This is a genomic window from Dietzia aurantiaca (assembly GCF_021033825.1).
GTDB classification, from domain to species: Bacteria; Actinomycetota; Actinomycetes; order Mycobacteriales; family Mycobacteriaceae; genus Dietzia; species Dietzia aurantiaca.
In genome coordinates this window covers 198,813-221,128 of the sequence record NZ_JAIFXZ010000002.1, presented here as the reverse complement: position 1 = coordinate 221,128, position 22,316 = coordinate 198,813, and the positions used below count along the sequence as shown (strand labels likewise).

Annotated in this window: 22 protein-coding genes; 2 read left to right on the top strand and 20 right to left on the bottom strand. The window is 68.4% G+C overall.

Annotated elements, in window-relative coordinates; translation table 11 throughout:
- Positions 1-85: 85 nt before the first annotated feature.
- Entirely contained in the window at positions 86-1,882 is a 1,797-nt protein-coding gene (aspS, locus tag K3888_RS03630) for an aspartate--tRNA ligase (protein WP_230928863.1), read from the bottom strand.
- Positions 1,883-2,111: 229 nt separating this feature from the next.
- On the opposite strand from aspS, the gene ypfJ reads away from it, so the two are divergent.
- Entirely contained in the window at positions 2,112-3,026 is a 915-nt protein-coding gene (ypfJ, locus tag K3888_RS03625; RefSeq protein WP_230928862.1) for a KPN_02809 family neutral zinc metallopeptidase, read from the top strand.
- Positions 3,027-3,095: 69 nt separating this feature from the next.
- Here ypfJ and hisS read toward each other — a convergent pair whose 3' ends face one another.
- Together hisS and K3888_RS03615 are read right to left on the bottom strand one after the other, a co-directional pair.
- Positions 3,096-4,376, bottom strand: coding sequence for a histidine--tRNA ligase (gene hisS / locus K3888_RS03620; protein WP_230928861.1), 1,281 nt, complete (start codon positions 4,374-4,376; stop codon positions 3,096-3,098).
- Positions 4,377-4,421: 45 nt separating this feature from the next.
- On the bottom strand, positions 4,422-5,087 hold the full coding sequence (locus tag K3888_RS03615; protein WP_230928860.1) for an MBL fold metallo-hydrolase: 666 nt from the start codon (positions 5,085-5,087) through the stop codon (positions 4,422-4,424).
- 206 nt (positions 5,088-5,293) lie between these two features.
- On the opposite strand from K3888_RS03615, the gene K3888_RS03610 reads away from it, so the two are divergent.
- Positions 5,294-6,217, top strand: a complete 924-nt coding sequence (locus K3888_RS03610; RefSeq protein WP_230928859.1) for a peptidylprolyl isomerase — start codon at positions 5,294-5,296, stop codon at positions 6,215-6,217.
- Positions 6,218-6,277: 60 nt separating this feature from the next.
- Here K3888_RS03610 and K3888_RS03605 read toward each other — a convergent pair whose 3' ends face one another.
- The 17 genes from K3888_RS03605 to K3888_RS03525 all read right to left on the bottom strand — a co-directional run bounded on the left by K3888_RS03605 (position 6,278) and on the right by K3888_RS03525 (position 22,259).
- Positions 6,278-8,641, bottom strand: a complete 2,364-nt coding sequence (locus K3888_RS03605) for a RelA/SpoT family protein (protein ID WP_230928858.1) — start codon at positions 8,639-8,641, stop codon at positions 6,278-6,280.
- Between the two features lie 48 nt (positions 8,642-8,689).
- The gene (locus K3888_RS03600; RefSeq protein WP_230928857.1) at positions 8,690-9,247 is read right to left on the bottom strand and encodes an adenine phosphoribosyltransferase; all 558 of its coding nucleotides are present in this window, start codon (positions 9,245-9,247) and stop codon (positions 8,690-8,692) included.
- Positions 9,244-10,305: a protein translocase subunit SecF gene (gene secF, locus K3888_RS03595; protein WP_230928856.1), complete on the bottom strand. Its 1,062-nt coding sequence runs from the start codon at positions 10,303-10,305 to the stop codon at positions 9,244-9,246. The genes K3888_RS03600 and secF overlap by 4 nt, the downstream gene beginning before the upstream one ends.
- Entirely contained in the window at positions 10,302-12,002 is a 1,701-nt protein-coding gene (secD, locus tag K3888_RS03590) for a protein translocase subunit SecD (protein ID WP_230928855.1), read from the bottom strand. Before secD ends, secF begins: the two co-directional genes overlap by 4 nt.
- Positions 12,003-12,080: 78 nt before the next feature.
- On the bottom strand, positions 12,081-12,395 hold the full coding sequence (gene yajC / locus K3888_RS03585) for a preprotein translocase subunit YajC (protein WP_230928854.1): 315 nt from the start codon (positions 12,393-12,395) through the stop codon (positions 12,081-12,083).
- 94 nt (positions 12,396-12,489) lie between these two features.
- Positions 12,490-13,578, bottom strand: a complete 1,089-nt coding sequence (ruvB, locus tag K3888_RS03580) for a Holliday junction branch migration DNA helicase RuvB (RefSeq protein ID WP_230928853.1) — start codon at positions 13,576-13,578, stop codon at positions 12,490-12,492.
- Complete coding sequence (ruvA, locus tag K3888_RS03575) at positions 13,578-14,180, bottom strand: Holliday junction branch migration protein RuvA (RefSeq protein WP_230928852.1); 603 nt, start codon at positions 14,178-14,180, stop codon at positions 13,578-13,580. Before ruvA ends, ruvB begins: the two co-directional genes overlap by 1 nt.
- On the bottom strand, positions 14,177-14,836 hold the full coding sequence (gene ruvC / locus K3888_RS03570) for a crossover junction endodeoxyribonuclease RuvC (protein WP_230928851.1): 660 nt from the start codon (positions 14,834-14,836) through the stop codon (positions 14,177-14,179). The genes ruvA and ruvC overlap by 4 nt, the downstream gene beginning before the upstream one ends.
- 61 nt (positions 14,837-14,897) lie before the next feature.
- Complete coding sequence (locus K3888_RS03565; RefSeq protein WP_230928850.1) at positions 14,898-15,650, bottom strand: YebC/PmpR family DNA-binding transcriptional regulator; 753 nt, start codon at positions 15,648-15,650, stop codon at positions 14,898-14,900.
- An 84-nt stretch (positions 15,651-15,734) separates the two neighbouring features.
- Positions 15,735-16,349: a pyridoxal 5'-phosphate synthase glutaminase subunit PdxT gene (gene pdxT / locus K3888_RS03560; protein WP_230928849.1), complete on the bottom strand. Its 615-nt coding sequence runs from the start codon at positions 16,347-16,349 to the stop codon at positions 15,735-15,737.
- The gene (locus tag K3888_RS03555) at positions 16,346-17,236 is read right to left on the bottom strand and encodes an acyl-CoA thioesterase (RefSeq protein ID WP_230928848.1); all 891 of its coding nucleotides are present in this window, start codon (positions 17,234-17,236) and stop codon (positions 16,346-16,348) included. The genes pdxT and K3888_RS03555 overlap by 4 nt, the downstream gene beginning before the upstream one ends.
- A gap of 243 nt (positions 17,237-17,479) precedes the next feature.
- Entirely contained in the window at positions 17,480-18,379 is a 900-nt protein-coding gene (gene pdxS, locus K3888_RS03550; RefSeq protein WP_308281879.1) for a pyridoxal 5'-phosphate synthase lyase subunit PdxS, read from the bottom strand.
- A gap of 117 nt (positions 18,380-18,496) precedes the next feature.
- Positions 18,497-19,090 carry an NUDIX hydrolase gene (locus K3888_RS03545; RefSeq protein WP_230928847.1) on the bottom strand — a complete coding sequence of 198 codons (594 nt, stop codon included), beginning with the start codon at positions 19,088-19,090 and terminating at the stop codon, positions 18,497-18,499.
- Entirely contained in the window at positions 19,080-20,195 is a 1,116-nt protein-coding gene (locus tag K3888_RS03540) for a glycosyltransferase family 4 protein (RefSeq protein ID WP_230928846.1), read from the bottom strand. The genes K3888_RS03545 and K3888_RS03540 overlap by 11 nt, the downstream gene beginning before the upstream one ends.
- Before the next feature lie 7 nt (positions 20,196-20,202).
- Positions 20,203-21,111: a phosphatidylinositol mannoside acyltransferase gene (locus K3888_RS03535; protein ID WP_230928845.1), complete on the bottom strand. Its 909-nt coding sequence runs from the start codon at positions 21,109-21,111 to the stop codon at positions 20,203-20,205.
- Positions 21,108-21,752 (bottom strand): phosphatidylinositol phosphate synthase, encoded by a 645-nt coding sequence (pgsA, locus tag K3888_RS03530; RefSeq protein ID WP_230928844.1) that lies wholly within the window; start codon positions 21,750-21,752, stop codon positions 21,108-21,110. Before pgsA ends, K3888_RS03535 begins: the two co-directional genes overlap by 4 nt.
- 15 nt (positions 21,753-21,767) lie before the next feature.
- Positions 21,768-22,259, bottom strand: coding sequence for an HIT family protein (locus K3888_RS03525; RefSeq protein ID WP_230929078.1), 492 nt, complete (start codon positions 22,257-22,259; stop codon positions 21,768-21,770).
- Positions 22,260-22,316: the final 57 nt, after the last annotated feature.

The following is a 22,316-nucleotide window of genomic DNA, read 5'->3' as shown; positions in this document are numbered from 1 at the left end:
CGCCCCAAATCCTGCGGTAGACGACGAACCGCCCGCCACCCCGGGGCGTCCGGGTGGCGGGCGGTTCGTTCCCAGGGATGCCTGATCAGGATTCGACGGGAGCCTGAGTCTGCTGGCCCCGCGGCGCGGGCTTGGCGTCGATCCCCGACTCCTTGCGTTGCTGGGTGGTGATCTCGGCCGGCGCATCGGTCAGCGGGTCGATCCCGCCGCCCGACTTCGGGAACGCGATCACGTCGCGGATCGAATCGGTGCCGGCGAGCAGAGCGCAGATGCGGTCCCAACCGAACGCGATGCCGCCGTGCGGCGGGGCGCCGTAGGAGAAGGCGTCCAGGAGGAAGCCGAACTTCTCCTGCGCCTCCTCCTGCGTGATGCCCATGACGCCGAACACCCGCTCCTGGATGTCCTTACGGTGGATGCGGATCGAGCCACCGCCGATCTCGTTGCCGTTACACACGATGTCGTAGGCGTAGGCCAGAGCTGACCCCGGATCCGTGTCGAAGGTGTCGAGGTGCTCGGGCTTGGGCGACGTGAACGCGTGGTGCACCGCCGTCCAGGCGCCGGAGCCCATGGCCACGTCGCCGGCAGCGGTGGCGTCGTCGGCGGGCTCGAACATCGGGGCGTCGACCACCCAGGTGAAAGCCCACCTGGTGGGGTCGATCAGACCGAGCTTGTCGGCGATCTCGCCGCGAGCCGCGCCCAGTAGGGCCCGCGTGGTCTTGACCGGGCCGGCACCGAAGAAGATGCAGTCTCCCGGCTCCGCCCCGACGTGCGCGGCGATACCGGCGCGCTCCGAGTCCGAGAGGTTCTTGGCCACGGGGCCGCCGAGTTCGCCGTCCTCACCCACGAGGATGTACGCGAGGCCCTTGGCTCCGCGCTGCTTGGCCCACTCCTGCCAGGCGTCCAGCTGACGACGCGGCTGCGACGCCCCGCCCTTCATCACGACGGCGCCGACGTACGGTGCCTTGAATACCCGGAACGGGGTATCCGCGAAGAACTCGGTGCATTCGACGAGCTCGATCTCGAAGCGCAGGTCCGGCTTGTCCGAGCCGTAACGGCGCATCGCCTCCTCGTAGGTCATACGAGGGAAGGGAGTCGAGATCTCGTAGCCCGCGGTCGCCCACACGGCCGTGAGGATCTCCTCGGCCAAGGCGATCACGTCGTCCTGGTCGACGAAGCTCATCTCGACGTCGAGCTGGGTGAACTCAGGCTGCCGGTCCGCGCGGAAATCCTCGTCGCGGTAGCAGCGGGCCAGCTGGTAGTACTTCTCCATCCCGGCCACCATGAGCAGCTGCTTGAACAACTGCGGAGACTGCGGGAGCGCGTAGAAGGTGCCCGGCTGCAGGCGCGCGGGGACCAGGAAGTCGCGGGCGCCCTCGGGAGTGGACCGCGTCAGGGTCGGGGTCTCGATCTCGACGAAGTCATTCCGCGCCATGACACCACGGGCCGCGGAGTTGACCTTCGAGCGCAGACGCAACGCGGCACCCGGGCCCTCGCGGCGCAGATCGAGGTAACGGTGACGCAGGCGCGCCTCCTCCCCCACCTCGTCATCGAGCTGAAACGGAAGCGGGGCGGCCTCGCCGAGGACCTCGAACGAGGTAACGTCGATCTCGATCTCACCGGAATCGAGGTTGGGGTTCTCCGAGCCCTCCGGGCGACGGTCCACCACGCCGGTGACGGCGACACAGAACTCGTTGCGGAGACGATGGGCCCGCTCGGCGACCTCCTCGGATCGGAAGACCACCTGGCAGACGCCGGAGGAGTCGCGGAGATCGACGAAGATCACCCCGCCGTGGTCCCGGCGGCGCGCCACCCACCCGGCCAAGGTGACGGTGGCCCCTGCATCGGCGGCTCGGAGCTGGCCGGCGGAATGGGTGCGCAGCACTACGGTGGTCCTCTCGTCGGGGAAGCAAAATGTGTTCGATGAGCCAGGGGACGGTCGACGACGCCGACAGTCCGCCGCCAGCCCGGACGCACCACAGTCTACGTCCACCACCCGAATCGGCCCGTGCCGGCTGCACACAGGGTGTACCGCACAATACTGTGAGGCCCGACAGCGCGGGGTGGCGACGGCTCGGAGGACCGGGCGGCCCACGCGAGGGAGGGCGGAGGCCATGACATTCAGGCAGAGCGGCCGGCTGGACACCAGCGGTGTGTCAGGTGGTGGCCGAGGAGGTCGGGGTGGCCGGGGGGTGGTGATCGGTGGCGGTGTCGGCGGCATCGTCGTCGTCGTCATCGCCCTTGTCCTGGGCGTGGACCCGGCCCAGCTGGGCCTGACCGAAGGCGGTTCCGACGAACAGGGACAGAACTCCTCATCGGCGGAGCAGTTCCAGACCCACATCGATCAGTGCGATCTCCAACAGGCGAACTCCGACACTATCTGCAGGATCGTCGCCACCACCGAGAGTCTCGAGGACGTCTGGACCGCCGAACTACCCGCCCAGGTCGGCATGAACTGGGTCCAACCCCACACCAACATCTTCACCGGCCGCATCAACACCGGCTGCGGCGCAGGCTCATCCGACGTCGGGCCCTTCTACTGCCCCGCGGACCAGGAGGTCTACATCGACCCGGCGTTCTTCGACGACGTCCTGGTCAGGCGCCTCGGCGGTTCACCGGACGGCGCGGCCCAGATGTACGTGGTGGCGCACGAGTTCGGCCATCACCTGCAGACCATGCTCGGCGACATCCGACGATCTCAGCAGGATCCACGCGGCCCCTCCTCCGGCGCGGTACGCGTGGAACTGCAGGCCGACTGCTACGCCGGGCTGTGGGCGCACTACGCCACGTCAACCCCCGCGCCCGGAGGGCAGCAGCCCCTCCTCGAGAGCCTGACCGAGCAGGACGTCGACGCGATCATCCAAACCGCGGAGGCGATTGGCGACGACCACATCCAGAAGTCCGGCGGCGCACGCGTCGATCCGGGCTCGTGGACCCACGGCTCGTCCGAGATGCGACGGCAGTGGTTCGTCACGGGCTACCAGCAGGGGTCCGTGGCCGCCTGCGACACGTTCAGCGCGCAGTTCTGAACGAGGTGATTCACAACGACGTGGCGCCGCCTGCTCTGCCGGGGAGGCAGCACAGGCGGCCACGCATCGTCAGGCGCCGAGCAGTCCACGAACGTGATCGACCACGGAATCGAGCGGCACCGCGTGCTGCTCCCCCGTCGACATGGTCTTGACCACGGCGGTTCCCGCGGCGAGTTCGTCCTCACCCACGACGATCGTCACCGCGGCTCCGGACCTGTCGGCGGCCTTGAAGGAGCCCTTCATCCCGCGGTCCCCATAGGCCATGTCGGCGCGTACCCCGCCCCGACGGAACTCCGCGAGGACCGGCACGAGCGCCGACTTCGCCGCGGCGCCCAGGGCGACCCCGTAGACGTCCACCCTGCCGCCGGCCGTCGGATCGAGGCCCTCCGCCTCGAGCGCGAGCATCGTGCGGTCCACGCCGATCCCGAACCCGATCCCGGACAGGTCCTGGCCGCCCAACTGCGCCATCAGACCGTCGTAGCGACCGCCACCGCCGATCCCGGACTGTGCGCCGAGACCGTCATGGACGAACTCGAAGGTGGTCTTGGTGTAGTAGTCCAATCCCCGCACCATGCGGGGGTTGACCACGTACGGCACCCCGAGCGCGTCGAGGTGGGCCCGCACCGAACCGAAGTGCTCCGCGCTCGAGTCCGACAGGTGATCGATCATCAGCGGCGCGTCCTCGAGCTGGACGCGGATCTCGGGACGTTTGTCATCGAGAACACGGAGTGGGTTGATCCGGGCGCGCTCGCGGGTGGCCTCGTCCAGCTCCAGCCCGGCGAGGAAGCTCTGGAGCCGCTCCCTGTACTCGGGGCGGCACGTGTCGTCGCCCAGTGAGGTCAACTCCAAGCGGAACCCGGTCAACCCGAGCGAGCGGAACGCCTCGTCAGCGACCGCGATCACCTCGGCGTCGAGCGCCGGGTCGTCCACACCGATGGCTTCGATCCCCACCTGCTGCAGCTGGCGGTAGCGGCCGGCCTGCGGACGCTCGTAGCGGAAGAACGGACCCGCGTAACAGAGCTTCACCGGTAGCTGGCCTCGATCCAGGCCGTGCTCGATCACCGCGCGCATGACGCCCGCGGTGCCCTCCGGTCGCAGAGTCACGCTCCGCCCGCCCCGGTCGGAGAAGGTGTACATCTCCTTGGAGACCACGTCGGTGGACTCGCCGACGCCCCGCGCGAACAGGGTCGTCTCCTCGAAGACGGGCAACTCGATATGGCCGTAGCCTGCCCTGCGCGCCGCATGCGTGATCGCGTCCCGCACGGCGACGAACGCCGCCGACGTCGGCGGCACGTAATCGGGCACGCCCTTGGGCGCCTTGATGGCGGTCTTCTTCTGGCTACCGGTCACGGGTCGAAAATCCTCGGCTCTCTCGTAATGCGGGGATGGCGGTTGCTACAGGTCTCGCAGGAACGGGTTCGAGCGCCGCTCACGACCGATCGTGGTGGACGGGCCGTGCCCGGGCAGGACCACGGCGTCGTCGTCCAACACGAGGAACTTCTTGGCGATGGACTGCATGAGCACCTCGGTGTCCCCGGCCGGCAGGTCGGTTCGGCCGACGCCGTCCTGGAACAGCACGTCACCACCGAGGACCACCATGCGAGGCCCCTGCTCGCTCTCCACCAGGATCCTGAACGACACCGAACCCGGACTGTGCCCGGGGACATGGTCGACGTCGAAGACCATCGAACCGAATGTCAGGGAGTCACCGTCGAATACCTCGATCACCTCGGCGGGCTCAGTGAACTCCGCGCCCTTGAGCATGGCCGACAGGTCCAGAGACAGTCCCTTGGCCGGATCTGACAACATCTCCCGGTCATCCGGGTGGATGTAGGCGGGCACCCCGTAATGATCGGCGACCTGCTGCGCGTTCCAGATGTGGTCGAGATGACCGTGGGTCAGCAGCACGGCCCGGGGCCGCAGACCCGCCTCGGAAACCTGCTGGCGGACCTGCGCTTCGGAATCCTGACCCGGGTCCACGATCACGCAGTCCCCGGAATCGTCGGACACGATGTAGCAGTTGGTCTGGAACATCCCCGCGGGGAAACCGACGATCTGCACGTCACGTACTCCTCTTCTCGCATCACCCACGACGTGTGACGCGGAGCTGGGGGCCAACGGACCGCGACACCGGAGTGGTGTTCGGTCATCTCAGCCCGACCTGGTAGACAAGGACCCTGGGCTGGAGCGTCACGGCTTCCCGGGGGAAGTCACCTAGGACGATCCAGCCGACCGTTCCAGCCTAGTCCAGGTACCCAGGAGGGTCTGTGTCCACCAACCAGGAACGTCGAGCCGAGGCACGCCAGCGCCTGCGCGAGCAGATGGAGGCCCAGGCACGCCGTGAGAAGCAGCTGAAGATCGCTGCGGCCGCCGTGGTGGTCGTGGTGCTCCTCGGGATCGTCGGCTTCGTGGTCTGGAACAAGGCCGAGGAGGCCCGCGCCGAGAAATACGCGGCGAACTGGATCTCCTGCGAATACCCGGAGGACACGGCGGCGCCGGAGAAGATCGACCCCGCCGAGTACGAGGACCAGGGGCCCGAGGTCGTTGCCGAGGTCGAGCGGTTCAACGAGCAGGTCGACGAGATCGGTGAGAGCAAGCGCGACGGCGAGGCGCCCACCGGGGACCAGCCGCGTCGGGGTACCGCCGAGATCACCATCACCACCAACAGCGGGGAGATCCCACTCCGGCTCGACCGTGAGGGCGCCCCGTGCAACGTCGCGAGTTTCGTCTCGCTGTCTGAGCAGGGTTTCTTCAACGACACCGAATGTCACCGTCTGACCGTCGCCGAGGAGGGCGCGGCCCTGTCCGTCCTGCAGTGTGGCGATCCGACCGGCACGGGCCTGTCCGGGCCGGGATACACGGTGGCCGATGAGCCGCCCACCGATCTCGCCGTGGCCGACGACGGTTCGGGGATGTCGGTCTACCCGCGCGGCACGGTCGCCATGGCCAAGTCGCAGGCGCCGAACAGTGCCGGCAGCCAGTTCTTCCTGGTCTACGAGGACTCAATGCTCCCCGCCGAGTACACGGTCATGGGAACGATCAGTGAGTCCGGCCTCGAGGTACTCGACAAGATCACCGACGCGGGCGTGAAGAGTAACGACCCGTCGAACGCCGACTATCAGCGGCCGAAGAGCGCGGTCGAGATCGAGAAGGTCACCGTCGGCGCCCAGGAGGGCCTGCCTGAGGAGTGATCGGGCACCGGAGACAGGACGGTCCTCAGCTTCTGAGTTGGGGACCGTCCTTTTCTCGTCTCAGTTCGAGGTCATCCGGCTGACGTCGAAGACACCCTCCACCCGCCTGACGGCGCCCAGGACGTGGCCCAGGTGTTTGGGATCGGCCATCTCGAACGTGAACCGGGAGATCGCCACCCTGTCATCGCCGGCGGTCTGCACCGACGCGGACAGGATATTGACCTTCTCGTCGGCGAGGACCTTGGTCACGTCCGAAAGCAGGCGATGACGATCGAGGGCCTCCACCTGGATCGCCACGAGGAAGACCGCGCCGGGCTGTGGTGCCCACTCGACCTTGACGAGCCGCTCGGGTTCACGATGTAGATCGGAGGCATTGGTGCAGTCGGTCCGGTGAACACTGACCGTGCCGCCCCGGGTGATGAAACCCAGGACCTCGTCACCGGGAACCGGCATACAGCACCGAGCGAGTTTCGCGTGGACGTCCTCGACACCGCCGACCAGGACGCCGGCGCCCGCAGGCGCGGATCGACGCGGGGCGATGGTCTTGTCCCGCGACCTGTCGGCGAGTTCCTCGGTGACCTCATCCACCCCGCCATGGGCTGCGACGAGTCGTCCGACGACGGTCTTCGCCGAGACGTGATGCTCGCCGATGGCCGTGTAGAGCGCGGTGACGTCGGCGAAGCCGAGCTCGCGGGCCACGCCGGCGATCGTCTCGTTGGAGAAGACGCGGTGAACGGGAACGCCGCCGCGTCTGACCTCACGGGTGATGAGGTCTTTGCCCCTCTCCAGAGCCTCCTCGCGGCGCTCCTTGGCGAACCACTGCCGGATGGAGCTCTTGGCCCGGCCGGAGACGACGAACTTCTGCCAGTCGAGGCTCGGGCCGGCATTGGGGTCCTTGGAGGTGAACACCTCCACGACCTCGCCGTTCTCGAGAGGCCGTTCGAGGGCGACGAGCTTTCCGTTCACGCGCGCACCGATACACCGGTGCCCGACCTCGGTGTGCACGGCGTAGGCGAAATCGACCGGCGTCGCACCCACCGGAAGGTTCACCACGTCCCCCTTCGGGGTGAAGACGAAGATCTCCTTGCTGGTCATCTCGAACCGCAGCGAGTCGAGGAACTCACCGGGATCCGCGGCCTCTCGCTGCCAGCTCAGCAGCTGGCGCATCCACGCCATATCGTCGAGTTCGGCCTGGTCCCCGTGGTGCTTACCCCGCGTCTCCTTGTACCGCCAGTGCGCCGCGATGCCGTACTCGGCGTTCCGGTGCATCTCGTGGGTGCGGATCTGGATTTCGAGTGGTTTGCCGTCCGGGCCGATCACTGTGGTGTGCAGAGACCGGTAGACGCCGAACCGAGGCTGCGCGATGTAGTCCTTGAACCGACCCGGCATGGGCTTCCACGTGGAGTGGACGACACCGATCGCCGCATAGCAGTCCCGCACGTCCTCGCACAGGACGCGGATGCCGACCAGGTCGTGGATCTCGTCGAACTCGCGACCGCGGACGATCATCTTCTGATAGATCGACCAGTAGTGCTTCGGGCGTCCCTCCACCGTGGCCTCGATGTGGGCTTTCTCCAGCTCTGCGTTGACCCGCCCGATCACGGTGCCCAGGTACACGTCCCGGCTCGGCGCGCGATCGGCGACCAGCCGGACGATCTCCTGGTACTTTTTGGGCTCCAGGATCGCGAATGCGAGGTCCTCGAGTTCCCACTTGATCGTGGCCATTCCGAGCCGATGCGCCAGCGGCGCGATCACCTCGAGCGTCTCGCGAGCCTTTTTGACCTGCTTCTCCGGCGGGAGGAAACGCATCGTCCGCATGTTGTGCAGCCGGTCCCCCACCTTGATCACCAGCACACGGGGATCGTGCGCCATCGCGATGATCATCTTGCGGATCGTCTCCGCCTCCGCGGCTTCGCCGAACTCGACCTTGTCGAGTTTGGTCACGCCGTCGACGAGGTGCGCGACCTCTCCGCCGAAATCCGTGGACAGCTGCTCAAGCGAGTAGTCGGTGTCCTCCACGGTGTCGTGAAGCAGGGCGGCCACGAGTGTCGTGGTGTCCATCCCCATCTCCGCGCAGATGGTCGCGACGGCGAGAGGGTGGGTGATGTAGGGGTCGCCGGACTTCCGGTAGACGCCTGCATGTTGTTTGTCGGCCAGCGCGTAGGCCCGGGCGAGTAGGCCGACGTCGGCCTTCGGGTGGTGGACCCGATGGACCCGGACCAGCGGCTCGAGAACCGCGGGCGTCGACGTGATGGCCAGACCCGACGTCAGGCGCCGAGCCCAGCGAGCCCTCACCCGACGACTCGCCGATGGCTTGGTGCCCGGAATCACCGGTAGCGGCTGGGTGGTGGGTTGCGGCTGTCCGGCCGCGCCCTCGCGTGCCGCGCGGCCGGTCTGAGCGGCGGGGTCCGGTCGTTGCGTCATGCCCGCCTCCTCCCTGAGCATCGAAGTGCCGCGCCCAGCGGCCGGGTGTTACGCGACCGTGAGGCAGGTCAGCGATGTGTCGGCCAGTCTATCCCGACCTCCGAGACCCGGAACCTCGAGAACGACGGAGAGGCCGGCGACGGTAGCGCCGCAGTCGTCCAACAGACCGACTGCCGCGCTGAGCGTTCCTCCGGTCGCCAGCACATCGTCGACGACGAGAACGCGCTTGCCGCTGAGATCGAGGCCGTCAGCGGGCAGTTCGAGGGTCGCAGCCCCGTACTCGAGCTCGTAGGACCGTGAATGCACCGGCGGAGGTAGCTTTCCGGCCTTCCGTATCGCGAGCACACCGGTATGCAGACGCACGGCAACCGCACCGGCGAGCAGAAAACCTCGCGCGTCCAGCCCCGCAACGTAATCGATGGATCCGACCTCGTGTCCTGCGGCCAGCCCTCGCACGACCGCATCGAAACCCTCGGGGTCCGCGAGGACCGGGGTGAGGTCACAGAACTGGACGCCGGAGGAGGGAAAGTCCTCTACGCGGCGCATCAGACGTTCAACAGCTGAACTGATCGCCGGGGAGACAGCTGTCAGGGGGGACTCGGTCATGCGAGCGCTTCCGCCTTCTCACGTCGGGCCAGCACCTTCGTCGTCTGGCGCTTGATCTCGGGATCGCGTTGCTTGAGCGTCACCAGGAGCGGTGTCGCGAGGAAGACCGACGAGAAGGTACCGGTAACGATACCGACCATCTGCACGATCGCCAGATCCATGAGGGTGCCCACGCCCAGGATCCACACCGCGATGATGACGAGCGCCAGGAGCGGGAGGATGCCGATGACGGTGGTGTGAATGGACCGCATGAGTGTCTGGTTTACACCGAGGTTCGCTTCTTCGGCATACGTGCGACTCGCGGTGTGTTTGAGCCCGCGGGTGTTCTCCTCGACCTTGTCGAAAACGATCACCGTGTCATACAGGGAGAATCCGAGGATCGTCAGCAATCCGATCACGGTGGCGGGAGTCACCTCGAAACCGACGATCGAGTAGATCCCCGCGGTGGTGACCATGTCGAAGAGCAGGGCCACGATCGCGGCCGTCGCCATCTGCCACTCGAATCGGAAGGCGATGTAACCGAAGACGATCACGAGGAACACTGCGAGCGCGATCAGGGCCTTCTGGGTGACCTGGCCGCCCCAACTCTCGCTACGCGCGGAATCGCCGATGGCCTCCACCGACGTCTCGCCGGCCGCGGTGACGGGCTGGAACTCCTCGAACATCGCGTTCTTGGTGGCCGCGATCTCGTCCGTGGACAGGAAGCGGGTTTCCACCTCGACGATCCGTGCATTGCCCGTGCCGACGATCTGCACCATCTCGGGCTCTTCGCCCAGCGATTCCTCGACCACCGCGGCGACGCGGTCCTTGTCGATCTCGCCGGCGGGCATGGTGAGTTTCGTGCCGCCGGCGAAGTCGATGCCGAAGCTGAAACCACGTAGCAGGATGCTCGCGAGACAGACCGCGACGATCACCAGGGTGAGGACGTAGAACCTACGACGGTTACCGACCACCTCGAACGCACCGGTGCCCGTGTAGAGACGGTTGAACAGGCTGTCGTTCGAGTCGTGCTCTGCCGGGGCGCCGTCGCCGGGCGCGGCCGTGGTGGACGTGCTCATCGGCGCTCCTCCTCATCATCGGTGCCGGGAAGGCGCGGGGTTCCGGTGGCGGTGGCCCCGACGGGCCCCTGGATCGTGGCGGTGACGCCCCGTCCACGAGCCTGCTCGGCCTTCTTCTCCTCGCGGCGTTCGATACGCCGCCGTTCAGCGGCGGCGGCCTGCAGGTTCGCCATGCGACCCATACCGTTGGCCCAGGGCTCGGAGAAGAGGTCCTTGGTCGAGGCCAGGTAGACCAGCGGCCATGTCACGGTGAAGGCCACGAACACATCCATGACCGTCGTCAGGCCCAGGGTGAACGCGAACCCGCGCACCTCGCCACTGGCAAGCAGGTAGAGGACCACCGCGCCGATGAGGCTGACCATGTTTCCGGTGACGATCGTCCGGCTCGCGCTCTTCCATGCTCTCGGAACCGCCGATCTGAATCGGTGTCCGTCCCGGAGCTCGTCCTTGATGCGCTCGAAGAACACGACGTAGGAGTCGGCGGTCATACCGATGCCGATCACGAGTCCGGCGATACCGGCGAGGTCGAGGCTGTAATCGACCGTGTATCCGAGGAAGACCAACATCCCGTAGGTGAGGAGGAAGGACAGGGCCAGCGAGATGAACGCGAGCACGCCGAGCAACCGGTAGAACACGACCGAGTAGATCAACACCAGGAGGAACCCGATCGCGCCGGCGAGAAGCCCCGCCTCGAGCGAGGCCAGGCCGAGCGAGGCCGGCACGTTGTCGACGTTCGGGTCCTCGAAAGAGATCGGGAGGGCGCCGTACCGGAGGTTGCCGGCGAGCGTCGACGCCTCGTCGGTCGAGAACTCGCCCGTTATCGAGGTTGCCGAACCGACCGGGGTCACACCCTGGACGACCGGCGCACTGATCACCTCGCCGTCGAGGAGAATCGCGATCTGCTTCTGCAGGTTCTCCTGGGTCAGACGCGACCAGGTGGCACTTCCCTGCTCACCCGGGCCGGCGTTGAACCGGAAGGAGACCTCGTTCTTGCCCGCCTGCTGACTGAACCCGGAGCTGACGGAGTCTTTGACGATCTGCTGCCCGTCCAGGCGTTTGCCGTCGTCGGGCTCTCCGACGAGGAGCGGCACCGGACCGAGTACGTACTTCCCGGTCTCCCCGCACGCGATCAACGCCTGCGCAGGATCATCGAAACCCGCGAGGACATCCCGCTCCGGACAGCGGAACGTGGCGAGCGACTCCGTGAGCTCCTGGGGGTCGCCCTGACGCACTTCTCGAGCCTCGGCGACCTCCCGGGCCACGGCCTCGCTGTCCCCCTTCGCTGCGGGCACCGGTTCACGATCGCCCGGCTCGACGGGCTGGAACTGGATGACCGGTCGAATGGTCAGCTGCGAGGTGGTTCCGAGATCTCGGGCCTGGCTGGAGTCCTCCCCGGGAACCGTGAGCACGATGTTGCTGCCCTCGATCACCACGGAGGTTCCGGCGACGCCCAGGCCGTCGACGCGGTCTCGGATGATCTCCTGCGCGAGCTGGAGATCAGCCTCGGCCGGCTGTCCCTTGGGGATCAGCGTCACGCGCGTCCCGCCCTGGAGATCGATCCCCAGTTTCGGGGAGAGCCCCCGGTCCGCCACCGCGAATGAGGCGACGAAGATGATGAACAGAGCCAGGAAGAAGATGGCGAGTAACCGCCATGGCCTCGGTCTCGCGTCCGCGCGCCGGGGACGTACTGGTGTCACGGGGAACTTCCTTGCGTAGGTGACTCGGTGGCCGACGGCTGACCGGACGGCCCTATCACCCTACTTCCGGGTAGGGCCTTACAGAGAACTCGAGTCGTCCGATCCGGAATCTGTCCCGGTATCCGTCGATCCGGCGGTGTCGAGCTTCTCCCGGATCACTCGCCGGTCCCAGACGGTCTTGACGCCGGGCGCGATCTCGAGCCCGACGGCCTCCTCGTCGATCGACGCGATCGTCGCGTGGACGCCGGAGGTCGTGAGCACCCGGTCACCGACCGTGAGGGAGTCCTGCATTTCGCGGAGTGCCTTCATCGCCTTCCGCTGTTTGGAACTCTGCAGGAACATGAGCACGATCAGCACGACGATCATCAACGGCAGAAGCAGTTCAAGTCCCATGGGGTCCTCCTGGTACGGACCCGGCGCTGGTGCAGGCCCTGTCAATTATGGTCCGGATGGCGGACGGTCTCGTCCGAGGATGCCAGCCGCGGGCTCACCGTGCCGAGTCGGGTCCCCCGTCGACCTCCATACGAAGCATGGGCTGCCCGCTCCCCCGTTCCGGACGCGCCATGCCCATGTGGTCCCACGCCGCCGCCGTTGCCACCCGGCCTCGTGGCGTGCGCGCGAGAAGGCCGGCTCGCACGAGAAACGGTTCACACACCTCTTCCAGCGTGGTGGCTTCCTCACCGACGGCAACCGCCAATGTGCTCAGTCCGACAGGGCCGCCCTCGTGTTGAACCAGCAGGGCTCGCAGTACGGCCCTGTCCAACCTGTCAAGCCCCAGTTGGTCGACCTCGTAGACCTCCAGTGCCGCGCGGGCGACCGGGACGGTGATCTGGCCGTCGGCCCGCACCTCGGCGAAATCCCGGACTCGCCGCAACAGGCGGTTGGCGATTCGCGGGGTGCCCCGCGACCTGCCGGCCACCTCGAGCGCCGCATCGGGGTCGACCGGGATGGCCAGGATGTCAGCAGCCCGTGTCACGATCCGTGCCAGATCCTGATCGGTATAGAAGTCCATGTGCGCGGTGAAACCGAACCGGTCACGAAGCGGCCCGGTCAGTGCGCCGGATCTGGTGGTGGCGCCGACGAGGGTGAACGGCGCGATCTCGAGAGGAATCGAGGTGGCGCCCGGCCCCTTTCCCACCATGATGTCGATCCGAAAATCCTCCATCGCGAGGTACAACATCTCTTCCGCGGGCCGGGCGATCCGATGGATCTCGTCGATGAACAGCACGTCGCCCTCGATGAGGTTCGACAGCATGGCCGCGAGATCCCCGGGACGTTCCAACGCGGGGCCCGAGGTGATGCGGAGTGAGCCGCCGAGCTCCGCGGCGACGATCATCGCCAGGCTCGTCTTGCCCAGGCCGGGCGGGCCGGAGAACAACAGGTGATCCGGCACGACGCCACGCCGGGTAGCGGCGGTCAAGACCAGGTCCAGCTGCTCCCGGACCGTCTCCTGGCCGATGAACTCGCCGAGGTTCCGCGGGCGCAACGCCCCCTCGACATCCGTGTCGAACGGGGTGAGTGCGGCAGTGAGCCCGGACTCCGGTTCGCCACCCGATTCCTCGAACGGATCCGTCATCAGCGTTTCCCGAGCGACTTGAGCGCCATCCGGAGGGCTTCTGTAGGACCCAGGCCCGGATCGGAGGCCAACACCGCGGTGGCGGTCTTGTCCGCCTCTGCGGCGGAGAACCCCAGTCCCTCGAGCGCCTCGGCCACCTCGGTCGCGGCGGGCACCGCGCCACCGCTGCCGTCGGCCGAAGCCCCGCCTGCCTCGCCGGGAAGCGGGCCCACCTTGTCCTTGAGTTCGAGAACCATGCGTTCCGCTGTGCGTTTGCCGACGCCCGGGACGCGGGTGAGCGCCTTGACATCACCGGAGCCGAGCGCGCGGACCAACTCGTGCGGCTCGAGAGTGGCCAGGATCGCCAGCGCCAGTCGCGGCCCCACGCCGGACACGGTCTGAACAGTGAGGAAGAGTCCCCGGGCCTCCACCGAGTCGAACCCGTAGAGCGTCAGCGAGTCCTCCCGGACCACGAGTTCGGTGTGGAGCATGCCCTCCGAACCGCGGCGCAGCCCGGTGAGCGCCGCCGGCGTCGCGTGCACCAGGACCCCGACCCCGCCGGTCTCCACGACACAGCGATCCAGACCGATCTCGGCCACCGTTCCTCGGATCGAGGCGATCACCAGCGGACTCCCTTCGTTCGAGCCATTCCCCGGGCGGCTGCCCGGGCACGTTCCTGGTCCGCGGCGGATCCCCGGCCCCGGGTCCCCCGCGACGCGGCCGATTCACGCGCCACCGCGACCTTCGCCTCGAAACCTGCACGGGACCGCGCCACCTGCGCGTCCAGCGAGGCGACACGGCCCTGCATCGGAGCCCGCCAGCTGTGGCACACGGCCAACGCCAGCGCGTCCGCCGCATCGGCCGGACTGGGCGGCTTCTGCAGTCCCAGGATCCGGGTGATCATCAGCGTCATCTGCTTCTTGTCCGCGCGCCCACTCCCGGTGATGGCGGCCTTGACCTCCGACGGTGTGTGGAACGCCACCGGGATGTCCCGGTACGCCGCGGCGAGCGCGACCACGCCGGCAGCCTGCGCGGTGCCCATCGCCGTGGACACCTGGTTCTGCGCGAAGACCCTCTCGATCGCCACGACGTCCGGCTTGTGGACGTCCATCCATTCGTCGGCGACCGTGTGCACCGCCCGCAAACGCCGCTCGAGTGGCTCGTCCGCGGTCGTCCGCACCACGTCCACGTCCAATGCGGTGACAGCCCGACCCGGCGCGGTCTCGATCAGCGCGAGACCGCACCGGGTCAGACCCGGGTCCACACCCATGACGCGCATAGCGCCCCCTCCACGACCGGCGGTAGAACCTACGTTCGAGACCCTACCAGTGGTCCGGACGTCAGGCGTCGAGGGCCGCCAGCACGTCGTCGGGGACGTCGATGTTGGTGAAGACGTTCTGGACGTCGTCCGAGTCCTCGAGCGCGTCGATGAGCCTGAACACCTTGCCGGCGCCGTCGGCGTCGACGGTCACCTCCACCGAGGCCCGGAAACCGGACTCGGCCGACTCGTAGTCGATCCCGGCGTCCTGGAGAGCGGTACGCACCTGGACGAGGTCGGTGGGCTCGCAGACCACTTCCCACTGGTCCCCGAGGTCGTTGACCTCCTCGGCGCCGGCCTCGAGGACCGCCAGGAGCACGTCGTCCTCTGTCAGCTCCGCTTTGTCCAGCACGATCTCGCCCTTGCGCGCGAACAGGTACGCGACCGAGCCGGGATCGGCCAGGTTGCCGCCGTTGCGGGTCATGGCGGTCCGCACCTCGCCCGCGGCACGATTGCGGTTGTCCGTCAGACATTCGATGAGCATGGCCACACCGCCCGGGCCGTAGCCCTCGTACATGATGGTCTCCCACTCGGCGCCGCCCGCCTCCTCGCCGGCGCCGCGCTTGCGGGCGCGCTCGACGTTGTCCGCCGGGACGGAGTTCTTCTTCGCCTTCTGGATGGCGTCGAAGAGAGTCGGGTTGCCGGTCGGGTCGCCCCCGCCGGTGCGGGCCGCCACCTCGATGTTCTTGACCAGCTTGGCGAAGAGCTTGCCGCGCTTGGCGTCGATCGCCGCCTTCTTGTGCTTGGTGGTGGCCCACTTGGAATGGCCTGCCATGTGTTTTTCCGCCCTCCGGGGGTGTCTGGGTCCGGGGCCCGCATGTCCGCGGGCTCCGGCGCGAGGTCTCGCTGACCGCCCAGTCTACGAGGTCGCGGCCCGTGCCATGTCGAGGAAGTACCTGTGTACTCGAACGTCGTCGGTGACCTCGGGGTGGAACGAGGTGGCCAGCGCATTGCCCTGACGCACCGCGACCGCGTGGTCGCGTCCGTCGGACGCCCGGACCCGGGCGAGTACTTCGACGCCCGGGCCGACGGTCTCGACCCACGGGGCACGGATGAACACCGTCCGCAGTGGTTCCGACCCGAGAGGGTCGACGACGAGGTCGGCCTCGAAGGAATCCACCTGGCGGCCGAAGGCGTTCCGCCGGACGGTCATGTCGATGGCCGAGAACCAGGTGGCGTCGGCCCGGGTGTCCACGACCTGCGAGGCGAGCAGGATCATCCCGGCGCACGACCCGTACACGGGCATCCCGGCGCCGATCCTCTCGGCCACCGGTTCATACATCTGGTAGACGTCGAGCAGTCGGCTCATCGTGGTCGACTCGCCACCCGGCAGGACGAGGCCGTCGACGGCGTCGAGTTCCGACTGCTTCCGGACCGGGATCGCGCGGGCGCCGACCTCCTCGAGATGGCGGATGTGCTCGATCACGGCGCCCTGGAGGGCGAGCACGCCGATCGTCGGTGCGGACCGGCTCATTCGCCGGAGGCCGGGGCGTCCGACCTCTTCCCGCGGGACAGATCCACAGGGAAGGACTGGGCGCCCGGCCGGAGGCGGCGGGACAGCCCTTCCTGGGTCACCGCGGCGACAAGGCGTCCCTGACGGTCGAAGATGCGGCCCTGGGTGAGCGTGCGCCCGCCGGAGGCCGAGGGGGACGTCTGGTCGTAGAGCAGCCAGTCATCCGCGCGGAAGGGGCGCATGAACCACATGGCGTGGTCGAGGGACGCATCCTGGGTGGGCTCGCCGGGGTGCGGGATCTTGGCGGAGCCCAGAAGGGTCATGTCGGACATGTAGGCCAGGGTGCACACATGGAAATTGGGGTCGTCGGGCAGTGTGTCGACGCAGCGGAACCAGACCCGCTGCTGGGCGGCCAGCGACGAGAGGGTCTCCATGCGGTCCCGCGGCACGATGCGGATGTCCCACTGCGCCCACTCCTCGACGAACACCCGATGGGTCTCGTCGAGATCCTCGATCGTCGGAACGGCGATCTCCTCGGGATCGATCACCCGCGGCATCGAATCCTGGTGCTCGATGCCCTCCTGGGCGATGAGGTGGAACGACGCCGACATCGAGAAGATGGGTTCGCCCTCCTGGATCGCGGTGACCCGCCGGGTCGCGAAGCTGCGGCCGTCCCGGAGGCGGTCCACCTGGAAGACGGTGGGAACGTCGGGGATGCCGGGCCGGATGAAGTATCCGTGGAGCGAGTGGACGTGCTTGTCGTCTTCGACGGTGCGGACCGCCGCGGTCAGGGTCTGTCCTGCCACCTGCCCGCCGAAGGTGCGTTGGAGGTTCGTGGTGATCGCCGGACCCCGGTAGAGGTCACGGTCGATGCGCTCGATGTCGAGGATGTCCTCGATCTTGTTCACCGCCGCTCACCCGCGCTTCCCGGGGAGCCGGCGCGGTTCGGGCGGACGGTCGATCGCGAGCCCGCCGCCGGGCGACGGGACCGGACCCGGGGCAGGGTCCACAGGGGGGCTGCATGCATGGACAGATCCTAGCGCTGCGGGTACCCACCGCGGTCACGTGTGTCCTGTAGACGAGATCACCCCGGCGGCTCCGGGAATCGGAGCCACCGGGGTGGTTCTGCGAGCACACTCAGCCGGGGCTGATCACCAGCCGCGCTCGGCGAGCCGGTGCGGCTCGGGGATCTCGTCGACGTTGATGCCGACCATGGCCTCACCGAGCCCACGCGAGATGTCGGCGAGAACCTTCGGGTCATCGAAGGAGGTGGTGGCCTTGACGATGGCCTTGGCCCGCTCGGAGGGGTTGCCGGACTTGAAGATGCCGGAGCCCACGAACACGCCCTCGGCGCCGAGCTGCATCATCATCGCGGCGTCGGCCGGGGTGGCGATACCGCCGGCGGTGAACAGCACCACGGGCAGCTTGCCGGTCTCGGCGACCTCCTTGACGAGCTCGTACGGCGCCTGGAGCTCCTTGGCGGCCACGTAGAGCTCGTCGGCCGGCAGCGACTGCAGCCGGCGGATCTCACCGCGGATGGTGCGCATGTGGGTGGTGGCGTTGGAGACGTCGCCGGTACCGGCCTCACCCTTGGAGCGGATCATGGCCGCACCCTCGGTGATGCGACGCAGTGCCTCGCCGAGGTTGGTGGCGCCACAGACGAACGGCACCTCGAAGTCGAACTTGTCGATGTGGTTGGTGTAGTCGGCCGGGGTCAGCACCTCGGACTCGTCGACGAAGTCCACGCCGAGCGCCTGCAGGACCTGCGCCTCGACGAAGTGGCCGATGCGGGCCTTGGCCATGACCGGGATGGAGACGGCCTCGATGATGCCGTCGATCAGGTCGGGGTCGCTCATCCGCGCCACGCCACCCTGGGCGCGGATGTCGGCGGGAACACGCTCGAGGGCCATGACGGCCACCGCGCCGGCGTCCTCGGCGATCCTGGCCTGCTCGGCGGTGACGACGTCCATGATGACGCCGCCCTTGAGCATCTCGGCCATGCCCCGCTTCACGCGTGCGGTTCCGGTGGTGTTCTCGCTCGACTCGCTCACGAATAGGCCTTCCTGGCTCAGACGACGTGTGATAGACGTCCAGTGTAGGTCGCCCTCACCCGGACTCTCCAACCGCCGCCCTGGCCGGCTCCCGCTCGTTGATCCGGCCGCCTCGCCTCACCCCGCTGGTGCCGGTGCGTCGACCAGTTCCACGTAGTCGGGCATCGGCGCGTGACCGGCGAGCCGGAGCCACCGGACGAGGGCCTGCTCGCGCAGGCTCCGCGTGTCCCGGACCGCGTCGTTGTAGAAGCGCCGCGCCATCGCGACGCGGTCGGTGACGTCGTCGAGCTCGGCTTCCAGGTCGTCGGGCAGCGCGGCCGTCTCGAGCCCCGCGAGGATCACGCCGAGTCTGTTCTCCGCCAGCTCGGCATCTGGCGAGGAGCCGACGAGGTCGTCGTCACGCGCCGGGCGGCGGCGGTCGGGAGCCGGGGCGGGATCGACGCCGACCACCTCGCCCGGGAGGTGCGAGCGCGCGTCCGCCAACGCTCGGGTCAACCGCTCCGCGCAGGCCGGGTCCCGGGCCGCGAGGTCCCGCGCGACAGCCGCACCGACGGTGTGACGGCGCTCGAGGACCCCGATGAGAGACGCCCGCGCGAGGTCGGTGCGGATATGGAGACGGTCCAGGCGGTGCGCGGTCAGGTAGGCGCCGAGCATTGCGGCGAGGACCAGGACGGCGACGACGACGAGAAGCACCACGAGCTCACCGGACACGGATCGTCTCCCCCGGCCCGCGGATCGTCTCGTACACCCGGATCACCCTGTCCGCGACGACCGGCCAGTCGTAGTCCCGCACAGCGACACTGCCCTGCGCACGCAGGTCCGCGCGGCGGTCGTCGTCGACCAGCACGCGCGTCAGGGCCTCCCCGAGGGCTTCCGGGTCGCCGACGGTCGCGAGCTCACCGCATTCGCCGTCCCGCAGGACCCGGCGAAACGCGTCGAGATCGGCCGCCACGACCGCGGTGCCGGCCGCCATGGCCTCGACGAGAACGATCCCGAAGCTCTCCCCGCCGAGGTTGGGTGCGCAGTAGACGTCGGCGGCGGCCAGGACCGCGGCCTTGCGGGCGTCGTCCACGCGACCGAGGAAGTCCACGGACATACCTCGGGGAAGGCGTTCCCGTAACGCCATCTCGTCCCCGTCCCCCATGATGCGCAGACGCAGGTCTGGAACCGAGTCGAGAACATTCGGCAGCGCGGCGACCAGGACGTCCATGCCTTTCCTGGGTTCGTCGTAGCGGCCGAGGAATGCGATGGTGGGCTCGTCCGCGAGCTCCGCCGACGCGTCGACCCCGGCGAAGGCGCCCACATCGACACCGTTGGGGATCTCGACCGCGTCCGAGCCGAGCGCCTCGATCTGCCAACGCCGGGCCAGGGCCGAGACCGCGATCCGGCCGCGGACCTTCTCCAGCAGCGGCGCGAGCACCGCGTCGGAGGCCTCGAGGATCATCGAACTAGTGGTGGAGGTGTGGAACGTGGCGGTGATGGGCCCCGAGGCCATGGCCAGAGCGAACATCCCGACCCCGGGCGCGTTGGGTTCGTGGATGTGCAGCACGTCCAGCGGTGCCTCGCGGAGCCAGTTGCGGGTCGCCCGCCACGTCGCCGGGCCGAAGCTCAGGCGTGCCACCGAGCCGTTGTACGGGATCGCGACCCCGGGCCCGGTGAGTGTCATCCCGGGAGCGGGGGCGTTCCCCGGCCGACCAGGTGCGAGGATCCGGACGTCGTGCCCGCGACGGCGAAGCTCCTGGGACAGGTCCACCACGTGGGCCTGGACGCCACCGGGCGCGTCGAACGAGTACGGGCAGATCATGCCGATGCGCACGGCCGGATCAGCCCTCGAGCTTTTCTCGACGCTCGGCCGACAGGTCGTCGAGCCACAGCGGCTGGAGCATGTGCCAGTCGTCGGGATTGCGGGCGATGCACTCGGCGAACCGGTCCGCCATCGACTGCACGGCCGCCTCCACCCCCGCGGACACGTCGATAGGCGGGTGGACCCGGATACGCATCGACTTCTCGTCCGGATACCAGAACTCGGCCACCAGCAGCGGCGCCCCGGTCTCGACCGCGAGCTTCGCGGCGCCCGCGGGCATCCGGGTCGGGGCCCCGAAGAATGTGACCGGCACGCCGGTGTGCCGCAGGTCCCGCTCCCCCGGCAGACAGACGATCCCCCCGCCCTCGAGGACCTTTCTGAGCGCGTCGAACGGCGGGACCGGGCCACCAGTGAGCGGATAGATGGTGAAACCCAGGCTCTCCCGGTACTCGAGAAAGCGTTGATACAGAGCTTCGGGTCTCAGGCGTTCGGCGACCGTGGCGAAACCGCCGTAGCGCCGGGCGAGCCAGGTGCCGCCGAGGTCCCAGTTGGCCGAGTGCGGCAGGACCACGACCACGCCGCGGCCCCGGGCGAGGGCGCCGTCCAGATTCTCGATTCCGTCGACGGTCCGGTCCATCTGCTGCGCGACCGCCTCGCGGTCCATGGAGGGCAGCCGGAACGCTTCCCGCCAGTAGCGGGCGTAGGACCGCATCGAGTCCCGGATCAGCTCGTCCGGGACGTCGGCGGGGGGTACGCCGAGGACGCGGGCGAGGTTCTTGCGCAACTGCGAATCGGGGCGCTGCCGGCGGGCCGCGAGATCCGCGCCCGCGCGGAACAGCCCTCGGGAGAGCCCCTCCGGCAGAGCCCGGACGACCGCCCAGCCGGCGGCGTAGCCGTAATCGGAGAGCGTCTGGCCCACCCGACTCATCGGTCACCGACCGAGGCCGGGCCCTCGTCCGCCACCCGGGACAGGTAATCGGAACGGCCGCCCAGCACACGCTGGATGACCGTGATGAGGCTGCCCACCGCGACCACCGTGACCGCCGCCTCGAGGGCCCACGGGACGCCGAGTCCCTCGAGCCCCGCGCCGACGAGGACGATCACCAGCCGGTCCGCCCGCTCCATCAGCCCGCCCGGGGTGCGCAGGCCGCCCGCATCCGCCCGGGCTTTGGAGTACGAGACCACCTGGGACAGGACCATGCAGGCCAGCAGCATGATCAGGGCGAACCGGTTGGTCGGTTCGGTGTCGACGACCCACCACACGAGGGCACCGAGGATCACGCCGTCAGCCACGCGGTCGGACACCGCGTCGACGAGAGCGCCGTACGGCGAGCCGCCGTCGCCGGCCCGCGCGACGGCCCCGTCGACCAGATCGAGAAGAGTGCACACGCCGATGACGATCGCGCCCGCGAACAGATGGCCGGTGCCGAAGAACCCGACCGCCGCAGCGCAGGTCAGGACCAGGCCCGTGAGCGTGATCCCGTTGGCCGTGACGCCGATGCGTACCAGGAAGGCGGCAACGGGGTGCGCCACCTTCGTCACCCCGGACCGTCCGTACTCGCTGAGCATTCTTCTCCCCGCTTCTCAGGTGTGGTCGAGCCCGGCAGGCGTCGTGGTCCACGCGTCAGCGAGCAGCTGACGGGTCTGCTTGAGTAACTGCGGCAACACCTTGGTACCGCCGGTCACGGTGATGAAGTTGGCGTCGCCGATCCATCGCGGCACGACATGTTGATGCAGGTGCTCGGAGAGCGAGCCCCCGGCGGCGCTGCCGAGATTCAACCCCACGTTGAACGAGTCCGGATTCGACACGGCCTTGATGACGCGGAGCAGATGCTGGGTGTACGACATGAGCTCGCCGGCCTCGTCGTCGTCCAGATCCTCCAGGTCAGCCACCTTGCGGTACGGCACCACCATCGCGTGACCCGGGTTGTACGGGTAGAGGTTCAGGACCACGTACACGTGCTCGCCCCGGGCGACCACGAGCCCGTCCTCGTCGCTCATTCGCGGAATGTCCAGGAACGGCTCCCCGGTCATCCCCTCGGCCGGCTCCGACCGGGTCTCGGCGATGTAGGACATCCGGTAGGGCGTCCACAACAACTGGAGACGGTCCTCGCCCACCCCGTACTGGCGATA